Raw genomic sequence first — 15,205 nt, 5'->3', positions numbered from 1 at the left:
TGCGCTCGGTCGCCTCGGGACGCAGCCGATAGCGCTTCAGGGGATCGAAGCCATGCTGGAGCAGTACCAGCCCCCCCTGAGCCCTGATCTCCCGGACGGTCTCCTCGGGCGTGAGTTTCGGGGGAATGCGCTCCTGGAGGAACAGGCCGATCAGCTCGCCCTCGCTGGTCGTGACCTCCTCGCCGGGGATGACGCTCAGGCGGTCGTCCAGGCCCTGGTCGCGGATGATGGCCTGCAACTCCGGGCCGCCGCGGTGCTGGTCGTGGTCCGTCACGGCGATCACGCGGGTGTTCGTGCGGAGCATCCACGCGGGAATGTCCCGCAGGGGCGTGCGGCAGTCGTGACTGACCTCCGTGTGCATGTGCAGGTCCACGCGCATGACCTGCACCCCGCCGCGCCACACGATGTTGTTCTGCATGGTCGCTGCCGGACGTGGCGCCCAGCCCAGCGCGCCCCCCACGCGGTCCTGCACAGCGTGCACCAGCGCGACCGGCCACGCGCGACGCAGCGGAACCTCACGCTCCTCCTGCGGGTTCGGGGGTGGCAGGGGCGGGCCGGGGGGCACCTCAGCCCTCCCCGGTCGTGGTGGCAGACGCGGCATCCTGCTCCGTGACCGGCACCAGCACGCTCAGCGCGCCCGGCCACGCCTCGATCAGCACGCGGCCCGTCACGCCCTGCATGGGCGGCCGGACCTCCGCGTCCACGTGGAACGCCTGCCCGGTGTATGGGATCTCCACGCGGCCCGCGCGTGTACTCTCGACACTGCTCAGGGCCTCGAAGTCATCCCGCGCGAGCGCCGCGAGGTACGTCAGCAGCCCCTCTCGGCCCGTCGCGTCGATCCGCACCACGTCCAGCTGCCCGTCCGCCGGATCGGCATTCGTCGCCAGGCGCAGCCTCGGCCCGGTCGCCTTCGTGTTCATGACCTCCAGCAGCGCGAACGGCGTGTTCGGTTCCTCCTGCCCATCCAGCGTGATCTGCACGGGCGGCGGGTCGAAGGTCGTGAGGGTCGTCGTGAGGGCCTGCACGGCCCGCAGGGGGCTCTTGCCTTCCTCCGGGTCGTACTCGGCCATCACGTCCGCGAACGCCCCGCACCCACACGCCTCCAGGAACAGGTCCTCCCCCCAGGGGCCCTGGACGCGGCCCAGGTCGAAGGGACGGACCTCCGCGCGGCCGTACGCGGCGATCACGTCCAGCGGCTCGCCCTGCACGCCCAGCGTGCGCGCCACGTTGTTCGCCGTGCCCATCGGAATGACCGCCAGGGTCACCTCCGGGCGGCCCGCCAGCGTCAGGGCCACCGCCCGCTGCGTGCCGTCCCCGCCCGCCACGAACACCGTGCCCTCCACGCCATCCAGCGCCTCCTTCAGGTCCTCCTCGGAGCTGGTCGCGCGGTACACGGGCGTGAACCCGACGGCGTGAATGGCGCTGACCAGATCGTCCGGCGTGCAGCGGCTGCTGCCACCCGCGTTCGTGTTGTAGATCAGCGTCGCGGTGCCACGCTGCGGGGCGGCAGGGGCGCCCTCCGGGCCGAGGGAATGGGGTGCGGTCATGCCGCCACTGTAGCCACCCCGCACGGCGCGCGCCTTGAGGAAACCATGACCCCTCCCCATCCCGCCCCGCCCGCGCCCGGTACAGTGCAGGTCATGCCCCCCGCGCCCGCCGTGCTGATCCACAACCCCGGCGCCGGCACCAGCCACCGCGCCGACCCCACCCAGTTGCAGGCGGCGCTGCGGGACGCCGGATTCGACGCCGAACACCGCCCCACCCGCACCCCCCACGACCTCGGACCGGCCCTGAGCGGCCCGCTGCCCGGCCCCGTGTTCATCGCCGGGGGAGACGGCACGTTCCGCGCCGCCGCGCTGCACCTCACCGGACGGAACGCCACGATCGGCGTGATCCCACTGGGCACCTCGAACAACATCGCCCGGACGCTGGGCCTGACCGGCGACCCGCTGGACATTGCCCGCGCGTACCGCACTGCCACGCCGCACCCGTTCGACGCGGGCCGCGTGCAGGCCCCCTGGGGCGAGGACGTGTTCTTCGAGGCGTTCGGCTGCGGCCTGTTCGCCGACCTGCTGCACGCCTACGACCCTACCGCGCCCAAGAGCCCCCTGCGGGCCGCGCAGGCCGTCCTGACCACCCTGCCCGGCTTCCAGGCGCAACCCGTCCCCACCCACGTGGACGGCCAGGACAGCCCCGCGCCCCCACTCGCCCTGCTGGAAATCATGAACATCCAGTCCACCGGGAACAGCCTGCGCCTCGCGCCCGACGCGCACCCCGGTGACGGCCTGCTGAACCTGATCCGCGTGAACGGCCAGGAGCGCGACAGCCTCGCCGCGTACGCCACCGCCATGCTGCGCGGGCAGTTCGACACGCTGCCCAGCGTGCAGGAAGACGTCGCCGCCACCTTCACCCTGCACGCCACCGGGCAGCACGTCGGGCAGGTGTTCCACGTGGACGGCGAAACCCGCACGCACCCCGGCGGTCCCGTCCACGTTCAGGTGTGGGCGGGCGCGCTGCACGTCCTCCGACCCGACTGAGGTCACCCCCAGCGGTCACCCCTCCGCGCGCCCCTCCCGCTCGGCCCGCATGGCCGCCGCGTCCTCCAGCATCAGCGCGGGCAGCAGCGCGAAACTCCCCGCGAACAGCGACGCCACCGCCGCCGGAACCCGCACCCGCGTCCGCCCGTTCAACACCAGATACAGCGCGCCCAGCGTACTCAGCGCGCCGATATCCATGAACATCACCCGCGCGAACGCACTGCGCCGCAGCGTCTCCCGCGTCCCCAGCTCCCCCGGACGCCGCCGCCCCACCACCGCCGTCAACACCAGCATCAGCAGCAAAGAAGCGAACAGACGCAGACGAGCAGGGGAGGGGCGAGCGTAATCAGACAGAGGCATACGGGCAGCGTACCCACTCCGACCCGGCCAGAGCGTACGCGTTCCCCCGCTTGTGCGCGATTCGGTTTAGTGCAAAACAAACTATTTTCACTAATTATGAACCGGGATTTATTTCATCTTGCTTTCATCTATAGATAATATTCCAATATCGCTATCTTGCGTTGCTGCGGAGATATGGAAATATATTTCTACTAGTCCTGCTATTGCTTTTGCTATTGCTTGCGTGAATAAGATTGCGGAGGCGACGCCAACCGTGAGTATCATTATTGCCGCTATTGCCGTGCCGTCATCAACATATCCAATATTACCGCTTGATTTGGTCCAGGCGTAAAAATCTGGGTACGCGGTTTTGACCCAAAATATGTTAGATATGCTTATTGAGTACCATAAAATTATTTGCTTTACAATATCGAAGTTTATCGCTAGTGATATTAAGCCTGCCCCGGAGATGGTTAGTTTAATTGCCTGCTTTAAAAGCCAGCCTCCGGCTTGATGAATTTTACGTCTTATTTTTGGATTGTTTTCGCCCGATGCATAGTTCATTGTAAAATCGCCCAGTCCGCCTATCGTTGCAACAGATAATCCAATTACTGTAATCACGTCGGTCTCTCTTCCGGCGGTAATTGATTTAATGATCTCCAGCATTGTGCTTACGGAGATTAGTAGGCCAATTCCAATATCAATATTAATCTTAAATTTCATGCCCATCTTTGGCTTTTTAGCAACTCTAATCAAGCCGACTAGGATAGTGGAGCAGGCGAAGAATATTAATAGAAGAATGAAATCTCCGATCGTGAAGTCTTTATTTGCAACTATTTGTGGATTTCCTAAATAGAAGCCAACAAAAACCGGGGTTGCAACACTTATGATAATTGTGATGAGCGAAACGGGAAGATAAGCGATTCTCCAAATCGATACTATTCGCTCTGCTTGTTTTTTGTTAACTGTGATGCTCTGCGATAGTAGCGAAAGTATCACTGGAATTAATGTAAATATTGTGGCCCACCCATATGTTGGTACGGTGGAAATATCGGAAATCAGATTTATTACAATTGCAATTATCGCTAATGTGAGACAGGTTGATATTGCGACTCCAAGCGTGCGAGCTTGTTTTATATTATGCATTGGTGGCAATGATTTATACTTTGTCATTTTCACCGCGTAAGGACTCTCCACGCTTCTCCTGAAGGAAGAAGCGTGGAGGGCGATTTCTCACCTTATCTCATCCGCATTTGCTGTAGCCGCAGGCTTGGCATTTCAGGCAGCCTTCCTCGCGGATCACGGCTTTCTCCTCGCACACCGGGCACCGCTCGCGCGCCATGCCGTCCACGCTGACGCCACTGGGCGCGGCGCTGGTGGTGACGGGCTGGGCGGTGTCGGTGCTGCCTCCGGCGAGGGGGGGGAGTTTGGCGGCGTCGAGGTCTTTCTGGAAGGTTTCCAGGGCGACGGCGATCAGGTCGGCTTTGCTGCCGACGAGGCGGCCGTTGTAGCTGCCGTACAGGCCGCCGTTGATGCCGCGCAGGGTTTTGACGATGGCCTGGGCGGGGACGCCGTGTTGGAGGGCGATGCTGACGACGCGGCCGAGGGCTTCGCTGTCGGCGTTCGCTTCGTCGCCGGCGCGGCCCGAAATGACCATGACTTCGACGGGTTTGCCGCCGAGTTCGTTGACGGTGACGAGGAAGCTGCGGCGGTGGCCGCTGGTGGGGTCGGTGAGTTTGACCATGTCGGTGATGCCGCGCAGTCGGGTGGGGCGTTCGTAGTGCGGCTTCGCCGGGGCGGATGGCTGATGGCGGATGGCAGTGGGCTGGGTGGTGGTTGCGTCCTGGGCCTTGGCCATCTGCTGTTCGCCTTCTGCCTGCTCGCCCATGACGTCGGCGCTGGCGCTGACTTCGGCGGTGGGTTCTTCGGTCTTGGCTTTTTTCTTGCTGGTGCTCAGCACCTGGAACTGTCTAGAGCCGTCGCGGTACACGGTGATGCCTTTGCAGCCGGTCTTGTACGCTTCGCTGTAGGCGTCCTGGACGTCCTGGACGGTGGCGTCGTTGGGGAGGTTGATGGTCTTGGACAGGCTGTTGGCGGCGTGCCCTTCGGCGTCGAAGGCGCGCTGCACGGTGCCCTGCATGCGGACGTGATCGACGGGTTTGATGTCGTGCGCGCAGACGAACACCTGCTGGAGGGCGTCGGGGATGAACGGCAGGCCGACGACCGAGCCGTGGTTTTCGCTGACGGCTTCGGTGACCTTGTCCCAGTCCCAGCCTCCGTCCTTCGTCATGCCCTGCGGGGCGGGGTACGTTTCGAGCAGTTCGACGAACAGCGGAGCGAGGAGGGCGCGGTATTCGCTGCCGATCTTGCGCCAGATGAACGGGCTGAAGATGGGTTCGATGCCGCTACTGACGCCCATGAGCATGCTGGTGGTGCCGGTGGGGGCGACGGTCAGCACGGCGACGTTGCGGCGGGGCGCGTGGGGGATCTGTTCGGCGTTGCGGGTGTACACGGGGTAGATGCCGCGTTCCTCGCCGAGGCGTTCGCTTTCCGCGACGGCTTCTTCACGCAGGGCGCTCATGATGTCGTAGATGGTGTCGCGGCCCGCTTCGCTGTCGTAGCGCAGGCCGAGTTTGATGAGGGCGTCGGCGAGGCCCATGACGCCCAGGCCCAGGCGGCGCAGGTCCTGGCTGGCGACGCGGTTGTCTTCCAGCGCGAACACGTTCACGTCGAGCACGTCGTCCAGGAAGCGCACGGCGGTGCGGACGTCCGCGCGGAACGTGTCGTAATCGAAGGTGCTGCTGTGCACGTACGCCGCGAGGTTGATGGCGCCCAGGTCGCAGGGTTCACCGACGGTCAGGGGGATCTCGCCGCAGGGGTTGGTGCTGCGGATCTGGTAGCGCTCGCCGAGGTTCTTCAGGGCGCTGTATTCGTTGATGCGGTCCACGAAGATCAGTCCGGGTTCGCCGGTGCTCCAGGCGTGCTGGGCGATCTGGTCCCACAGCCACTGGGCGGGGATGCTGGTCTTGCCGGTCTTGTCGGTGTACACGGGGACGCCCTGGGCGTCGTCCTCGGCGCGGGTGGGCAGGCTGGGGAGGGTGCCCTTATACGTGCCCTTCTGCGGCGCGAGGTAGTACTTGCCGGGCACGTCCTGCGCGTTCACGGGCCACAGGCCGCCCGCCTGGAGGGTGTCCCAGAAGGCGCTGCTGACCAGGATGCTGATGTTGAAGGTGCTGATGTCCCCCTCACTGGCCTCGCGGTCGAGGTCCTTGGCGGTCAGGAAGTCCAGCACGTCCGGATGCTCGATGCTGATCGTGGCCATGCCCGCGCCGCGCCGGGTGCCGCCCTGACGCACGACGCGCAGGACGGGGGCGTACACGAAGCGCAGGGTGTTGATCGGGCCGCTCTGCTCCGCGCCGCGGTTGGCCCATTCCAGGAAGTTGTCGAAGATCTCCAGCAGGAAGCTCACGGGGCCGCTGCTCGTGCCGCCCGAACCCTTGATCGGGGCACCCTCGGGCCGCATGCTGCTCAGGTCCAGGCGGGGCTCCAGGCCGGTCTTCGCGTCCTCGGCGATCTTGCGGGCCGCGTCGATGATGCCGCCCATGTCGTCCGGAACGGCCTGCACGCCCTCGGGCATGGCCTTCACGACGGACACGCCGTTGGCGCGGGCCAGCGCGACCAGTTCGGGCTTGATGACCTGCCCGTACACCACGCGCGTCCAGTTCCGCACCGCGATGGGCTGCTTCTCGCCGTCCGGCTGGGTGGGGGGGCGCATGAGGCCCTCGATGAAGTCCTGCACGTCCGCGTGCGCGGCGCTCATGTACACCCAGCCGCGCACGCCGGTGTCGGGGCGGCTGCTCTCGGCGCGGGGCGTGTACACGTCCAGGTTCACGCCGTTCCCGCCGCCGACCTTCGTGACCAGCGCGAGTTTCTTCGCGACTTCCATCACGCCCTCGAAGGTGTGCGGCGCGTGCTCGGTGGCGCCCTGCACGAAGCAGTTCAGGACGTTCCCGTGCTGCGTGCCCGCGCCCGCCAGGACGCGCCCGCCGGGGCAGAATTTCTTCTCGGCCATCAGGTCGTAGTACGCCTGCGCCCAGTGCTCGCGCGCACCGGCCTCCTCGGCGCCCGCCACCCAGGTGGCGATGCGGCGGAACATGCCGCTCAGGTCGCCGTCCGTGCCTTGCAGGTACTGCCGCCCTGCGATGTGGTGGGCGTTCTCGTCGAAGTTGGTCAGGGGCTGGGCGCTCAGGGTGGTCACGGTGGGTCTCCTTGCGGGCGAGGGGGTGATGGCGTGAAAACACAGCACAGAGCCCGCACCGCCCCGGTCGGGGGGCTGTGAGGTGAGCTGCTGTGGGTGGCCGGTGAAGTGGGCCTTGCCTTAGATGGCTGACTGTACCACCCGCCCGCAGGAGGTACAAGCACTTGTACGTCTCTTCAGATCCGCATACAACATTCAGCAGAACATGCGGACATGAAGATCCGCCCAAGGCCGTCTGGGACGTCCATTTTCCGCCCCGGGCCAGCCCGTGAACCCCCGGCGGGCGGGGTCGATCCGGGCTGCCGGAACTCAGTGCTGCTCGGGTTTCGCCTCGCGTTCCATCAGGCGCGCCACGCCGTCTCCCGGCGTCCACTCGCCCCGCGTGACGTGCGCCACCGCCCGCACGATCGGCAGGTCATGCCCGTGCGCCGCCGCCCACGCGTCCAGCAGACCTGCCGTGCGTAGACCCTCCACGACCTTCCCGCCCTGCCCCGGGTGCTCCCCGCGCGCGATGGCCTCACCTGCGGCGCGGTTGCGGCTGTGGCGGCTGGTGGCCGTGGCGACCAGATCGCCCAGACCACTCAGGCCGTACACGGTCTCCTCGCGGGCGCCCAGCGCCGTCAGGTAGCGGTTCATCTCGCGCAGCCCACGCGTGATCAGCGCGGACTTGGCGTTGTCCCCCAGGTTCAGGCCGTCCACCAGCCCGGCGGCGACCGCCATGACGTTCTTCAGCACGCCGCCCAGTTCCACGCCCGTCTCGTCGTCGCTGGTGTACACGCGCAGGCCCGGCGTCATCAGCGCCGCCTGCACGGACCGCGCAAAACCACCGTCGCGGCTGGCGACCACGGTGGCGGCGGGCAGGCCCCGCCCGATCTCCTCGGCGTGGTTCGGGCCGCTCAGGACCGCCACGCGCGTGAAGCCCAGCTGCCGCGCCAGGACGCTCAGCTGCCCCCCGTCCGGCGCGAGGCCCTTGGCGCACAGCACCACGCCCAGGTCACGCGGCAGCGCCGCGAGCAGCTCCGGGACGCCCACGCTGGGCACCACGACCAGCGCGAACGGCGCGTCCGTGATCGCCTCGCCCAGGTGCGCCGTGACCTCCAGGCCCGCCGGGAGGGTCACGCCCGGCAGGTACTCCGCGTTCACCCGCCCCTCCGCCAGGGACCGCGCAAAATCAGCGCGGCGCGCCCACAGCCGCACCGGGCCGTTGCGCGCCGCGTTCACCGCGAGTGCCGTGCCCCATCCGCCCGCGCCCAGCACCGGCAGGGCGCTCACTGTTCACCCGCCCAGGCGAACACCCACACGCGCGGCGCGTCCGGTTCCGGCGGCGCGTAATCCGGGTACTCCACGATCTCCCACCGCGCGAACCCCGCCGCCGAGAGCAGCGGCTCCAGGTCCGCCGGGTCGTACCCGCGCTCGCGGTGCGTTTCCACGAACTCCTGCTCGTCCACCCGGCAGAACGCCTGCACCACGCCCACATCCGCCTCCGCGTCGTAGTGATGCGACCAGTGGTAGTGGACCTCACCGCCGTCCGGCAGCGGCGCCAGACCCTCGATGGCGTCCCCCTCCCACAGTTCCCGCACGCCCAGGCGGGTGTTCACGTCGAACGCCAGCAGCCCGCCGGGACTCAGGTGCGCCCGCGCCCGAGCCAGAGCCGCGCCCAGATCCCCCGGCGTCAGGAGGTTGTTCAGGCTGTCGAACACGCACGTCACCAGCCCGAACCGCTCCCCCAGCTCGAAGGTCCGCAGGTCGCCCTGCACGAACGGCACGCCCGGCAGGCGCGACCGCGCCTCGGTGAGCATCGCCTCGCTGAAATCCAGGCCCGTCACGTCCCAGCCCGCCGCGCGCAACTCCCGCGTGAAGCCCCCGGTGCCACACGCCAGATCCAGCGCGCGGCCCGGCCCGACCAGCCCCCCGTCCCGCGCGAACGACAGGACGAAATCCGCCCAGTGGTCATACTCCACGTCCGCCATGATCGCGTCATACACGGCCGCCAGAGCGGTAAACGGCTGCTTCTGCATAAGTGCAATCATACCATTTGAATAGTAAAATAGAAAATGGGTGTCAGATATCACTACACATTGCATAATTACTAGATATTCTAAATACAACAAAATATTATTAAAGATAGTTGCGTACTAAATTCAATTATACGAATTTATAAATATTTGACAACCTACCTATATATGGTAGTTCTCAGATCTTGCACCTGGATAGGTGGACTGAATAGCCGTGCTGGCGCAGCAATTCCTCGTGTCGCTGCACCTCGATCATCAGCCGCACAACGACCAGTGCAGGCAGTGCGATCTGCGCCGCCAGCCTGGCGTCCTCTTCCAGCGTTTTTCCTCCTCCGGAGCACAGCACGGTCAGCGTGAAGGCCGCACACACTAGGAGTACCCAGCGATCCAGCCCCTGAGCGGTGTGCATCGCGAACTGGTTCAGGCCGAACTGGTGTTTGGACTCCTTGAAGAAGGATTCGATCGTCCACCGACATTTTCCCTCTCTGGCGACGTCGTCGCCAGAGAGGAGTTCCGACGACACCGAGAAGAAGGTCCGGTCGCCCCGATCAAATCGGGCCAACGTCACGACCTCCCACGGCCAGTTGTGGAGGGACAGCCAACTGCCGTGCTCACAGTCACTCACGGTCACTCGACCTGGGTGATCGGTGCGCCGATTCGACCGAACACCCACGACGAACTCGAACCCTTCATCCCGCACACCCTGCAGGAACTTCGCGGACTCGAAACCGCTGTCGGCCAGCACCCACACGTCGAATCGCCGTCGGATCGGCGATGGAACGGTGGCGAGGAGATCCAGGGCGAGCCGGACCGGGGTCGGGGCACCCCGACCCCGGTACACGCGATACCCGACTGGGAATTTGAGTGTGCCGTAGACGGCATACAGGACCACGAGGTGAATGCCGTGCACGCCGTTATACACGCGAACAGCGGGGAGTTTCTGGCCGGTCTTGGGGATGCTGGTGAGGTCGACGCACAGGTGAAGCCGCGGGCGCCGCTTGCGGCGCGCGGCCAGCAGAAGCGACTCCCATTGCGTGTGCTGAAGGCTGTCCCAGCAGGCACGCGTGTCCCAGGTGTACGCGTTCAGGAAACGACTGAGGGCACTCGCGCTGACCGTAGAGGCGCGGTGAAGCGCTGTTTTCCGCCCTGGATCGAGGAACATGCCGAGCGCAGCCTCAAGGCTGCGCCGCTGATAGATCGTGCGGGGGACGGAGAGCAGGTGATCTGCCAGAATACGAGCGCGCTTCCCGGAGAGTCTGAGGTCGTTCACACCCTCGTTCTCTCGTCTGGGAGCGCGTTTTGACTACCTATTCAGGTGCAAGATCTGAGGTATGGAGTGCGAACTGGTTCAACCCGAACTGGTGTTTGGACTCCTTGAAGAAGGATTCGATCGCCCACCGACGTTTTCCCTCTCTGGCGACGTCGTCGCCAGAGAGCAGTTCCGACGACACTGAGAAGAAGGTCCGGTCGCCCCGGTCAAATCGGGCCAACGTCACGACCTCCCACGGCCAGTTGTGGAGGGACAGCCAACTGCCGTGCTCACAGTCACTCACGGTCACTCGACCTGGGTGATCGGTGCGCCGATTCGACCGAACACCCACGACGAACTCGAACCCTTCATCCCGCACACCCTGCAGGAACTTCGCGGACTCGAAACCGCTGTCGGCCAGCACCCACACGTCGAATCGCCGTCGGATCGGCGATGGAACGGTGGCGAGGAGATCCAGGGCGAGCCGGACCGGGGTCGGGGCACCCCGACCCCGGTACACGCGATACCCGACTGGGAATTTGAGTGCGCCGTAAACGGCGTACAGGACCACGAGGTGAATGCCGTGCACGCCGTTATACACGCGAACAGCGGGGAGCTTCTGGCCGGTCTTGGGGATGCTGGTGAGGTCGACGCACAGGTGAAGTCGCGGGCGCCGCTTGCGGCGCGCGGCCAGCAGAAGCGACTCCCATTGCGTGTGCTGAAGACTGTCCCAGCAGGTGCGGGTGTCCCAGGTGTACACGTTCAGGAAACGACTGAGGGCACTCGCGCTGACCGTAGAGGCACGGTGAAGCGCTGTTTTCCGCCCCAGATCGAGGAACATGCCGAGCGCAGCCTCAAGGCTGCGCCGCTGATAGATCGTGCGGGGGACGGAGAGCAGGTGATCTGCCAGAATACGAGCGCGCTTCCCGGAGAGTCTGAGGTCGTTCACACCCTCGTTCTCTCGTATGGGAGCGCGCTTTGACTACCTATTCAGGCGCAAGATCTAAGTTGCACGCTTCAGGTCACGGTTCACTCACCTTGACGTGTTTCGCAACGAATTCCGCTCGCGCCTGCTTGGTGTCGTACCGCTCCAAGAAGAAATTACGCCAGGTCTCCATGCTGAGATCGGCGAGCTTCGTGCCGTAGTGGCTGTCCATCTGCTTGCGGGTGACTTGCAGTCGATACGTCTTTCCGGCGCTAGGTATGGTCAGGCTTAAGTCATTTAGTTCTTTAATTTCTCGAAATAGTCGAGCGGATTCGATGGCCATGACCTTGTTGACTTTGTCGCCCGTTCCGAGATATTCGGGGTTATTCCTGAAATCAATGATGCCTTTTCCTTGTTCTGGAGCGGAAATTGAATATATTATTCCCCTGTTGAAGTATTGTCTTGCTGTGTCGATGAAGATCTCTGGAAAGGTAGCGACTGGATCGATCATCGTTACCGGGGGTTGATCAGTAGTTCCGTCTCCGCCGGTCCTCACCGTATTCACGATGGCAACGCCCGCCGCTACGGCGACAATCCAGGGCCAGATCGGCTTCTTACGCTTCTGCATTTTCATGACGGCTCCCTCAGCGCTTGGTGGTTCACCTCAGGTATTGCATGCCTGTTCTCGCATTGTTGCCTCTCTCGAGCGGACACCGTCCTACAAGGCCAGCACGGCGAGCGTGCGGTGCCGGGCAGAGGGGAGAGTTGGCAGTCGGGTGCTCGGTAGGGCCGCCGCGATGTCGGGGAGGTCCGGATGCGGGGGACGATCTCAAGACCTGTTGCGCAGTAGAGGTCGGAGCAGGTAGGTTCAAGGGTGTTGCGGCTTGAGAAGCTGAAATCCAGGGGGCGGTCCTTTGAACGGCTGGTGGGGTTGAGCTGACTACCCTTCAAAACGCACAGTAGGCAGCAGAAAGTCGGCTCCTGTACGGTATTTCTGCGATGAAAACCCTTAGGAGCCGACCACCTCACGATACCTTGCAGACCGCCTTGCGGTCTGCTTTCCCTGTGGACGCTCGCCGCCTCGTCGTCTTCACGGCCCTGATCCTGGCGGTCATTCAGGCGCGCACCGTTGTCCTGTACAGCCTGAAGACGCATGTCGCCCTCCCGGGCTCGTTGACGACTCGGTATCAGCGGCTCTGCCGGTTCGTCCAGTTCCCGTTTCCTGAGGCGCTGTTCCCCCGATTCGCCTTGTCCTTTCTCCCGCCCGGCCCAGTCGACCTCATTCTCGATCGCACCAACTGGAAACTTGGCCAACAGGACGTCAATATTCTCCTGCTCTCTGCCGTGTGGAACGGGTTCAGTTTGCCGCTGATGTGGACACTGCTCCCGCACGGTGGGGCCAGTCGTTCCTGTGTCCGGGAAGCGCTCGTGGAGCGCTTCCTGAAGCTCTGCCCAGATCGGGAGATCCGGTGCCTGCTCGCGGATCGTGAATTCATTGGGCAGCACTGGTTTCGATTCCTCGACCAGCACGGGATTGCACCCTGCATTCGTCTCCCAGCTCGCGCCACGATCGGCGCGCACGGCATGCCGGTCTGGGCGGTCTTCAAGAACCTTCAGGTGGGTGAAGTCAGGGTCTGGCATCGCCAGACCCGCATCTACGGTGTGAATCTGCGAGTGGCGGCCACGAAAAACGCAGCCGGTGACATGCTGTACCTGGCGTATCGGGGGCACGCCCTGCCGAACATGCGCCGGTATGCCCTGCGCTGGCAAACAGAAAATCTGCACGCCGCGTTGAAAACCAGAGGGTTCAACCTGGAAGATACGGGTCTGACGCGCCCCGAGCGAGTGTCTTCGCTCCTGACGGTCGTCAGCGTCGCCTTCATCTGGGCGTGCGTGACGGGCGAGGTCGTGGCACGTCGAACAGCTACCAAAGTAAAGAAACACGGACACCGCACGGTGTCTGTGTTTCGACTCGGGCTTGATCATCTCCAGGATCTTCTGCTGCATCCGTCCGGCGCATCCTGGCGCACCTTGAGCACACTCATGCCCCGTTTTGAAGGGTAGTCAGGGGGTTGAGTCCTGCCGAGTTCGACCAGCTGCTGATTGAACTGGAGCCCTTGTGGGAACGGAGTCATCACCGCTCCCTTGCCCGCGCCGGACGGGTCCGGCGCATCGGAGCGGGCAACACCTTTAAGCTCGACCTCAGCCAGCGGCTGCTGGTGACGCTGCTCTATCTGCGACAGTACTTCACCATGCATGTTCTGGGCATCCTGTTCGATCTGGACGCGGCGAACATCTGCCGGAACATCCACGCCCTGCTGCCGGTCCTGGAGCAGGCGTTGCCTGCTCCCCTCCGTCCCCGGACGCTCCAGGCCGAGCCGGATAACGCTCCTGGAGGGGTGAGCAGGAACCCGAGGAAAATACGCTCGCTGGAGGAGTTTCTGGATATCTTCCCCGAACTGACCGACGTGATCGTGGATGGGACTGAGCAACCTCGCGGGCAGCCGAAAGTGAAGAAGGGGGAGAACCCCGGCAAGAAGGCGGTCGGGCGACCAAAGGACAAGAAGCGCTTCTACAGCGTCAAGAATAGGACCCACACCCTGAAAACCCAGGTGGCGGTGACGCCCGAAGGACAGATCGTGCACCTCAGTGCGACCGCCAGCGGTCGCACCCACGACATGAAGGTGCTGCGACGTTCCCGATTGATGAACCGACTGCCCAGGCACGTCCGGGTGTGGGGAGACCGGGGCTATACCGGAATGGAGAAGGTCTATCCGGACTGGGAAACCATCGTGCCCGCCAAACGACCGAAGAACGGCGAGTTGAGCAAGGAGCAACGTGAGCTGAATCGGCTGATCTCCAAGGTGCGGATCAGCGCTGAGAATGCCATCGGCCGCATCAAGAAATTTCGCGTCTGCAAGGAGTTTTTCAGGAATCAGACCTCACAGCACGGCGTGATGTGGGGGTGTGTTGCTGGACTCGTCAATCTCCGTTGGCAACGCCGCCACCACCTCTGCACGCCCTGAGCGCAGGGACAGATCAGTGGGGAGCCGATTCACGGCTCCCCACTGATCCTTCAACTACTGCGCAACAGGTCTTCAGAATCTGACGCTTCGCGGGAAATTGCGGAGTGTCAGGTGCTGAGTCTCGCGTCAAGATAAAAGCCTGCGATGGTAGATCGTACGGGGGACAGAGAGCAGGTGATCTGCCAAGATACGAGCGCGCTTCCCGGAGGGTCTGATTTCGTACTCACTCTCGTTCTCTCGTCTGGGAGTGCTTTTTGACTACCTATTCAGGTGCAAGATCTGAGTTAAATGCTTACCGATGATTAAATATATTATTGGTATTCTGCTGAACATGGAATGGGAACGGCTTATCCATCAACCGTTCCCATTCCATGTTTAGTTATCGCGAGGAGGTGTAGGTTTTGGTGGCAGCCGAGCCACCAGAGTAGGTGACGACAACTTTGTACTGGGCTGCGTCAGCGGCGGTAGTGGCGGCCGAGCCATCAGCCTTGATATTGGAGCACACAGTATCAGTAACCGGTCCAGGTGCGTTAACTTTGGCAGTTTCAGAGCCGGCGGTAACAGTGGTTACACCGGTGGCCCAAGCGCAGGTGGGCAGTGTGCCAGTAGTGTTGCCCACTTCCGTGGCTGCCATTGCAGTGAGGATCTGACGTCCCACGGCGTTAGCGGCGGTGTCATTCGCCTTCGTCCGAGCACCCAGCAGGTTGGGGATCAGGACGGCGGCCAGGATGCCGATGATGGCGATGACGATGAGCAGCTCGATCAGGGTGAAGCCTTGGGTGGTGTTCTTCATGCTGTGCTCCTGGTGCGACCACGCCGGTTGATGGATGGATGGGTCCGGGTGGTCTGCGTATGG

The 15,205-nt window shown here is 63.8% G+C and carries 13 protein-coding genes and 1 pseudogene (1 of these 14 running past the window's edge); 3 read left to right on the top strand and 11 right to left on the bottom strand.

The genetic code is table 11. The features are described 5' to 3' along the window. Together DEIGR_RS13965 and DEIGR_RS13960 are read right to left on the bottom strand one after the other, a co-directional pair. On the bottom strand, positions 1-418 hold the 5' portion of the coding sequence (locus DEIGR_RS13965) for a PHP-associated domain-containing protein (protein ID WP_058978766.1). Its footprint begins 299 nt before the window's first position; the window shows 418 of its 717 coding nt (coding positions 1-418); it begins with the start codon at positions 416-418; the stop codon falls past the left edge of the window. A gap of 148 nt (positions 419-566) precedes the next feature. Continuing rightward, entirely contained in the window at positions 567-1,547 is a 981-nt protein-coding gene (locus DEIGR_RS13960) for a diacylglycerol/lipid kinase family protein (protein ID WP_058978188.1), read from the bottom strand. A gap of 93 nt (positions 1,548-1,640) precedes the next feature. On the opposite strand from DEIGR_RS13960, the gene DEIGR_RS13955 reads away from it, so the two are divergent. Next, a complete protein-coding gene (locus DEIGR_RS13955) occupies positions 1,641-2,537 on the top strand; it encodes a diacylglycerol/lipid kinase family protein (protein ID WP_058978186.1) in 897 nt (298 codons plus the stop codon). Positions 2,538-2,552: 15 nt separating this feature from the next. Here DEIGR_RS13955 and DEIGR_RS13950 read toward each other — a convergent pair whose 3' ends face one another. From DEIGR_RS13950 to DEIGR_RS20440, 8 genes and pseudogenes are all read right to left on the bottom strand, one after another. After that, complete coding sequence (locus tag DEIGR_RS13950) at positions 2,553-2,897, bottom strand: hypothetical protein (RefSeq protein ID WP_058978184.1); 345 nt, start codon at positions 2,895-2,897, stop codon at positions 2,553-2,555. Between the two features lie 108 nt (positions 2,898-3,005). Continuing rightward, entirely contained in the window at positions 3,006-4,073 is a 1,068-nt protein-coding gene (locus tag DEIGR_RS20445) for a hypothetical protein (protein ID WP_153013752.1), read from the bottom strand. 46 nt (positions 4,074-4,119) lie between these two features. Continuing rightward, the gene (locus tag DEIGR_RS13945) at positions 4,120-7,134 is read right to left on the bottom strand and encodes an adenosylcobalamin-dependent ribonucleoside-diphosphate reductase (RefSeq protein WP_058978181.1); all 3,015 of its coding nucleotides are present in this window, start codon (positions 7,132-7,134) and stop codon (positions 4,120-4,122) included. A 309-nt stretch (positions 7,135-7,443) separates the two neighbouring features. After that, positions 7,444-8,406, bottom strand: a complete 963-nt coding sequence (locus DEIGR_RS13940; RefSeq protein WP_058978180.1) for an NAD(P)H-dependent glycerol-3-phosphate dehydrogenase — start codon at positions 8,404-8,406, stop codon at positions 7,444-7,446. Beyond that, positions 8,403-9,152 (bottom strand): class I SAM-dependent DNA methyltransferase, encoded by a 750-nt coding sequence (locus DEIGR_RS13935; RefSeq protein WP_058978179.1) that lies wholly within the window; start codon positions 9,150-9,152, stop codon positions 8,403-8,405. The genes DEIGR_RS13940 and DEIGR_RS13935 overlap by 4 nt, the downstream gene beginning before the upstream one ends. 175 nt (positions 9,153-9,327) lie before the next feature. Next, positions 9,328-10,419 (bottom strand): transposase, encoded by a 1,092-nt coding sequence (locus DEIGR_RS13930; protein ID WP_058978178.1) that lies wholly within the window; start codon positions 10,417-10,419, stop codon positions 9,328-9,330. A gap of 55 nt (positions 10,420-10,474) precedes the next feature. Then, a pseudogene (locus tag DEIGR_RS13925) lies at positions 10,475-11,347 on the bottom strand (transposase); the annotation flags it as partial. A gap of 73 nt (positions 11,348-11,420) precedes the next feature. After that, positions 11,421-11,957 (bottom strand): hypothetical protein, encoded by a 537-nt coding sequence (locus tag DEIGR_RS20440; protein WP_153013751.1) that lies wholly within the window; start codon positions 11,955-11,957, stop codon positions 11,421-11,423. 365 nt (positions 11,958-12,322) lie between these two features. On the opposite strand from DEIGR_RS20440, the gene DEIGR_RS13920 reads away from it, so the two are divergent. Both DEIGR_RS13920 and DEIGR_RS19745 read left to right on the top strand, forming a co-directional pair. Next, positions 12,323-13,387, top strand: a complete 1,065-nt coding sequence (locus tag DEIGR_RS13920) for an IS4 family transposase (protein WP_058975330.1) — start codon at positions 12,323-12,325, stop codon at positions 13,385-13,387. 8 nt (positions 13,388-13,395) lie between these two features. Next, positions 13,396-14,349, top strand: a complete 954-nt coding sequence (locus DEIGR_RS19745; RefSeq protein ID WP_083524069.1) for a transposase family protein — start codon at positions 13,396-13,398, stop codon at positions 14,347-14,349. Between the two features lie 379 nt (positions 14,350-14,728). Here DEIGR_RS19745 and DEIGR_RS19740 read toward each other — a convergent pair whose 3' ends face one another. After that, entirely contained in the window at positions 14,729-15,142 is a 414-nt protein-coding gene (locus DEIGR_RS19740) for a type II secretion system protein (RefSeq protein ID WP_083524189.1), read from the bottom strand. Between the last annotated feature and the right edge of the window lie 63 nt (positions 15,143-15,205).

Source organism: Deinococcus grandis (assembly GCF_001485435.1).
In the GTDB taxonomy this organism is placed as follows: domain Bacteria; phylum Deinococcota; class Deinococci; order Deinococcales; family Deinococcaceae; genus Deinococcus; species Deinococcus grandis.
Note: the sequence above shows the minus strand (reverse complement) of the source record. Positions and strands in the feature narration are given on the sequence as shown.

What these genes read in the sequence shown, in the direction of transcription:
- DEIGR_RS13960 (WP_058978188.1), bottom strand. Translation starts at nt 1,547, where the DNA reads ATGACCGCACCCCATTCCCTCGGCCCGGAGGGCGCCCCTGCCGCCCCG.
- DEIGR_RS13955 (WP_058978186.1), top strand. Translation starts at nt 1,641, where the DNA reads ATGCCCCCCGCGCCCGCCGTGCTGATCCACAACCCCGGCGCCGGCACC.
- DEIGR_RS13950 (WP_058978184.1), bottom strand. Translation starts at nt 2,897, where the DNA reads ATGCCTCTGTCTGATTACGCTCGCCCCTCCCCTGCTCGTCTGCGTCTG.
- DEIGR_RS13935 (WP_058978179.1), bottom strand. Translation starts at nt 9,152, where the DNA reads ATGCAGAAGCAGCCGTTTACCGCTCTGGCGGCCGTGTATGACGCGATC.
- DEIGR_RS20440 (WP_153013751.1), bottom strand. Translation starts at nt 11,957, where the DNA reads ATGAAAATGCAGAAGCGTAAGAAGCCGATCTGGCCCTGGATTGTCGCC.
- DEIGR_RS13920 (WP_058975330.1), top strand. Translation starts at nt 12,323, where the DNA reads ATGAAAACCCTTAGGAGCCGACCACCTCACGATACCTTGCAGACCGCC.
- DEIGR_RS19740 (WP_083524189.1), bottom strand. Translation starts at nt 15,142, where the DNA reads ATGAAGAACACCACCCAAGGCTTCACCCTGATCGAGCTGCTCATCGTC.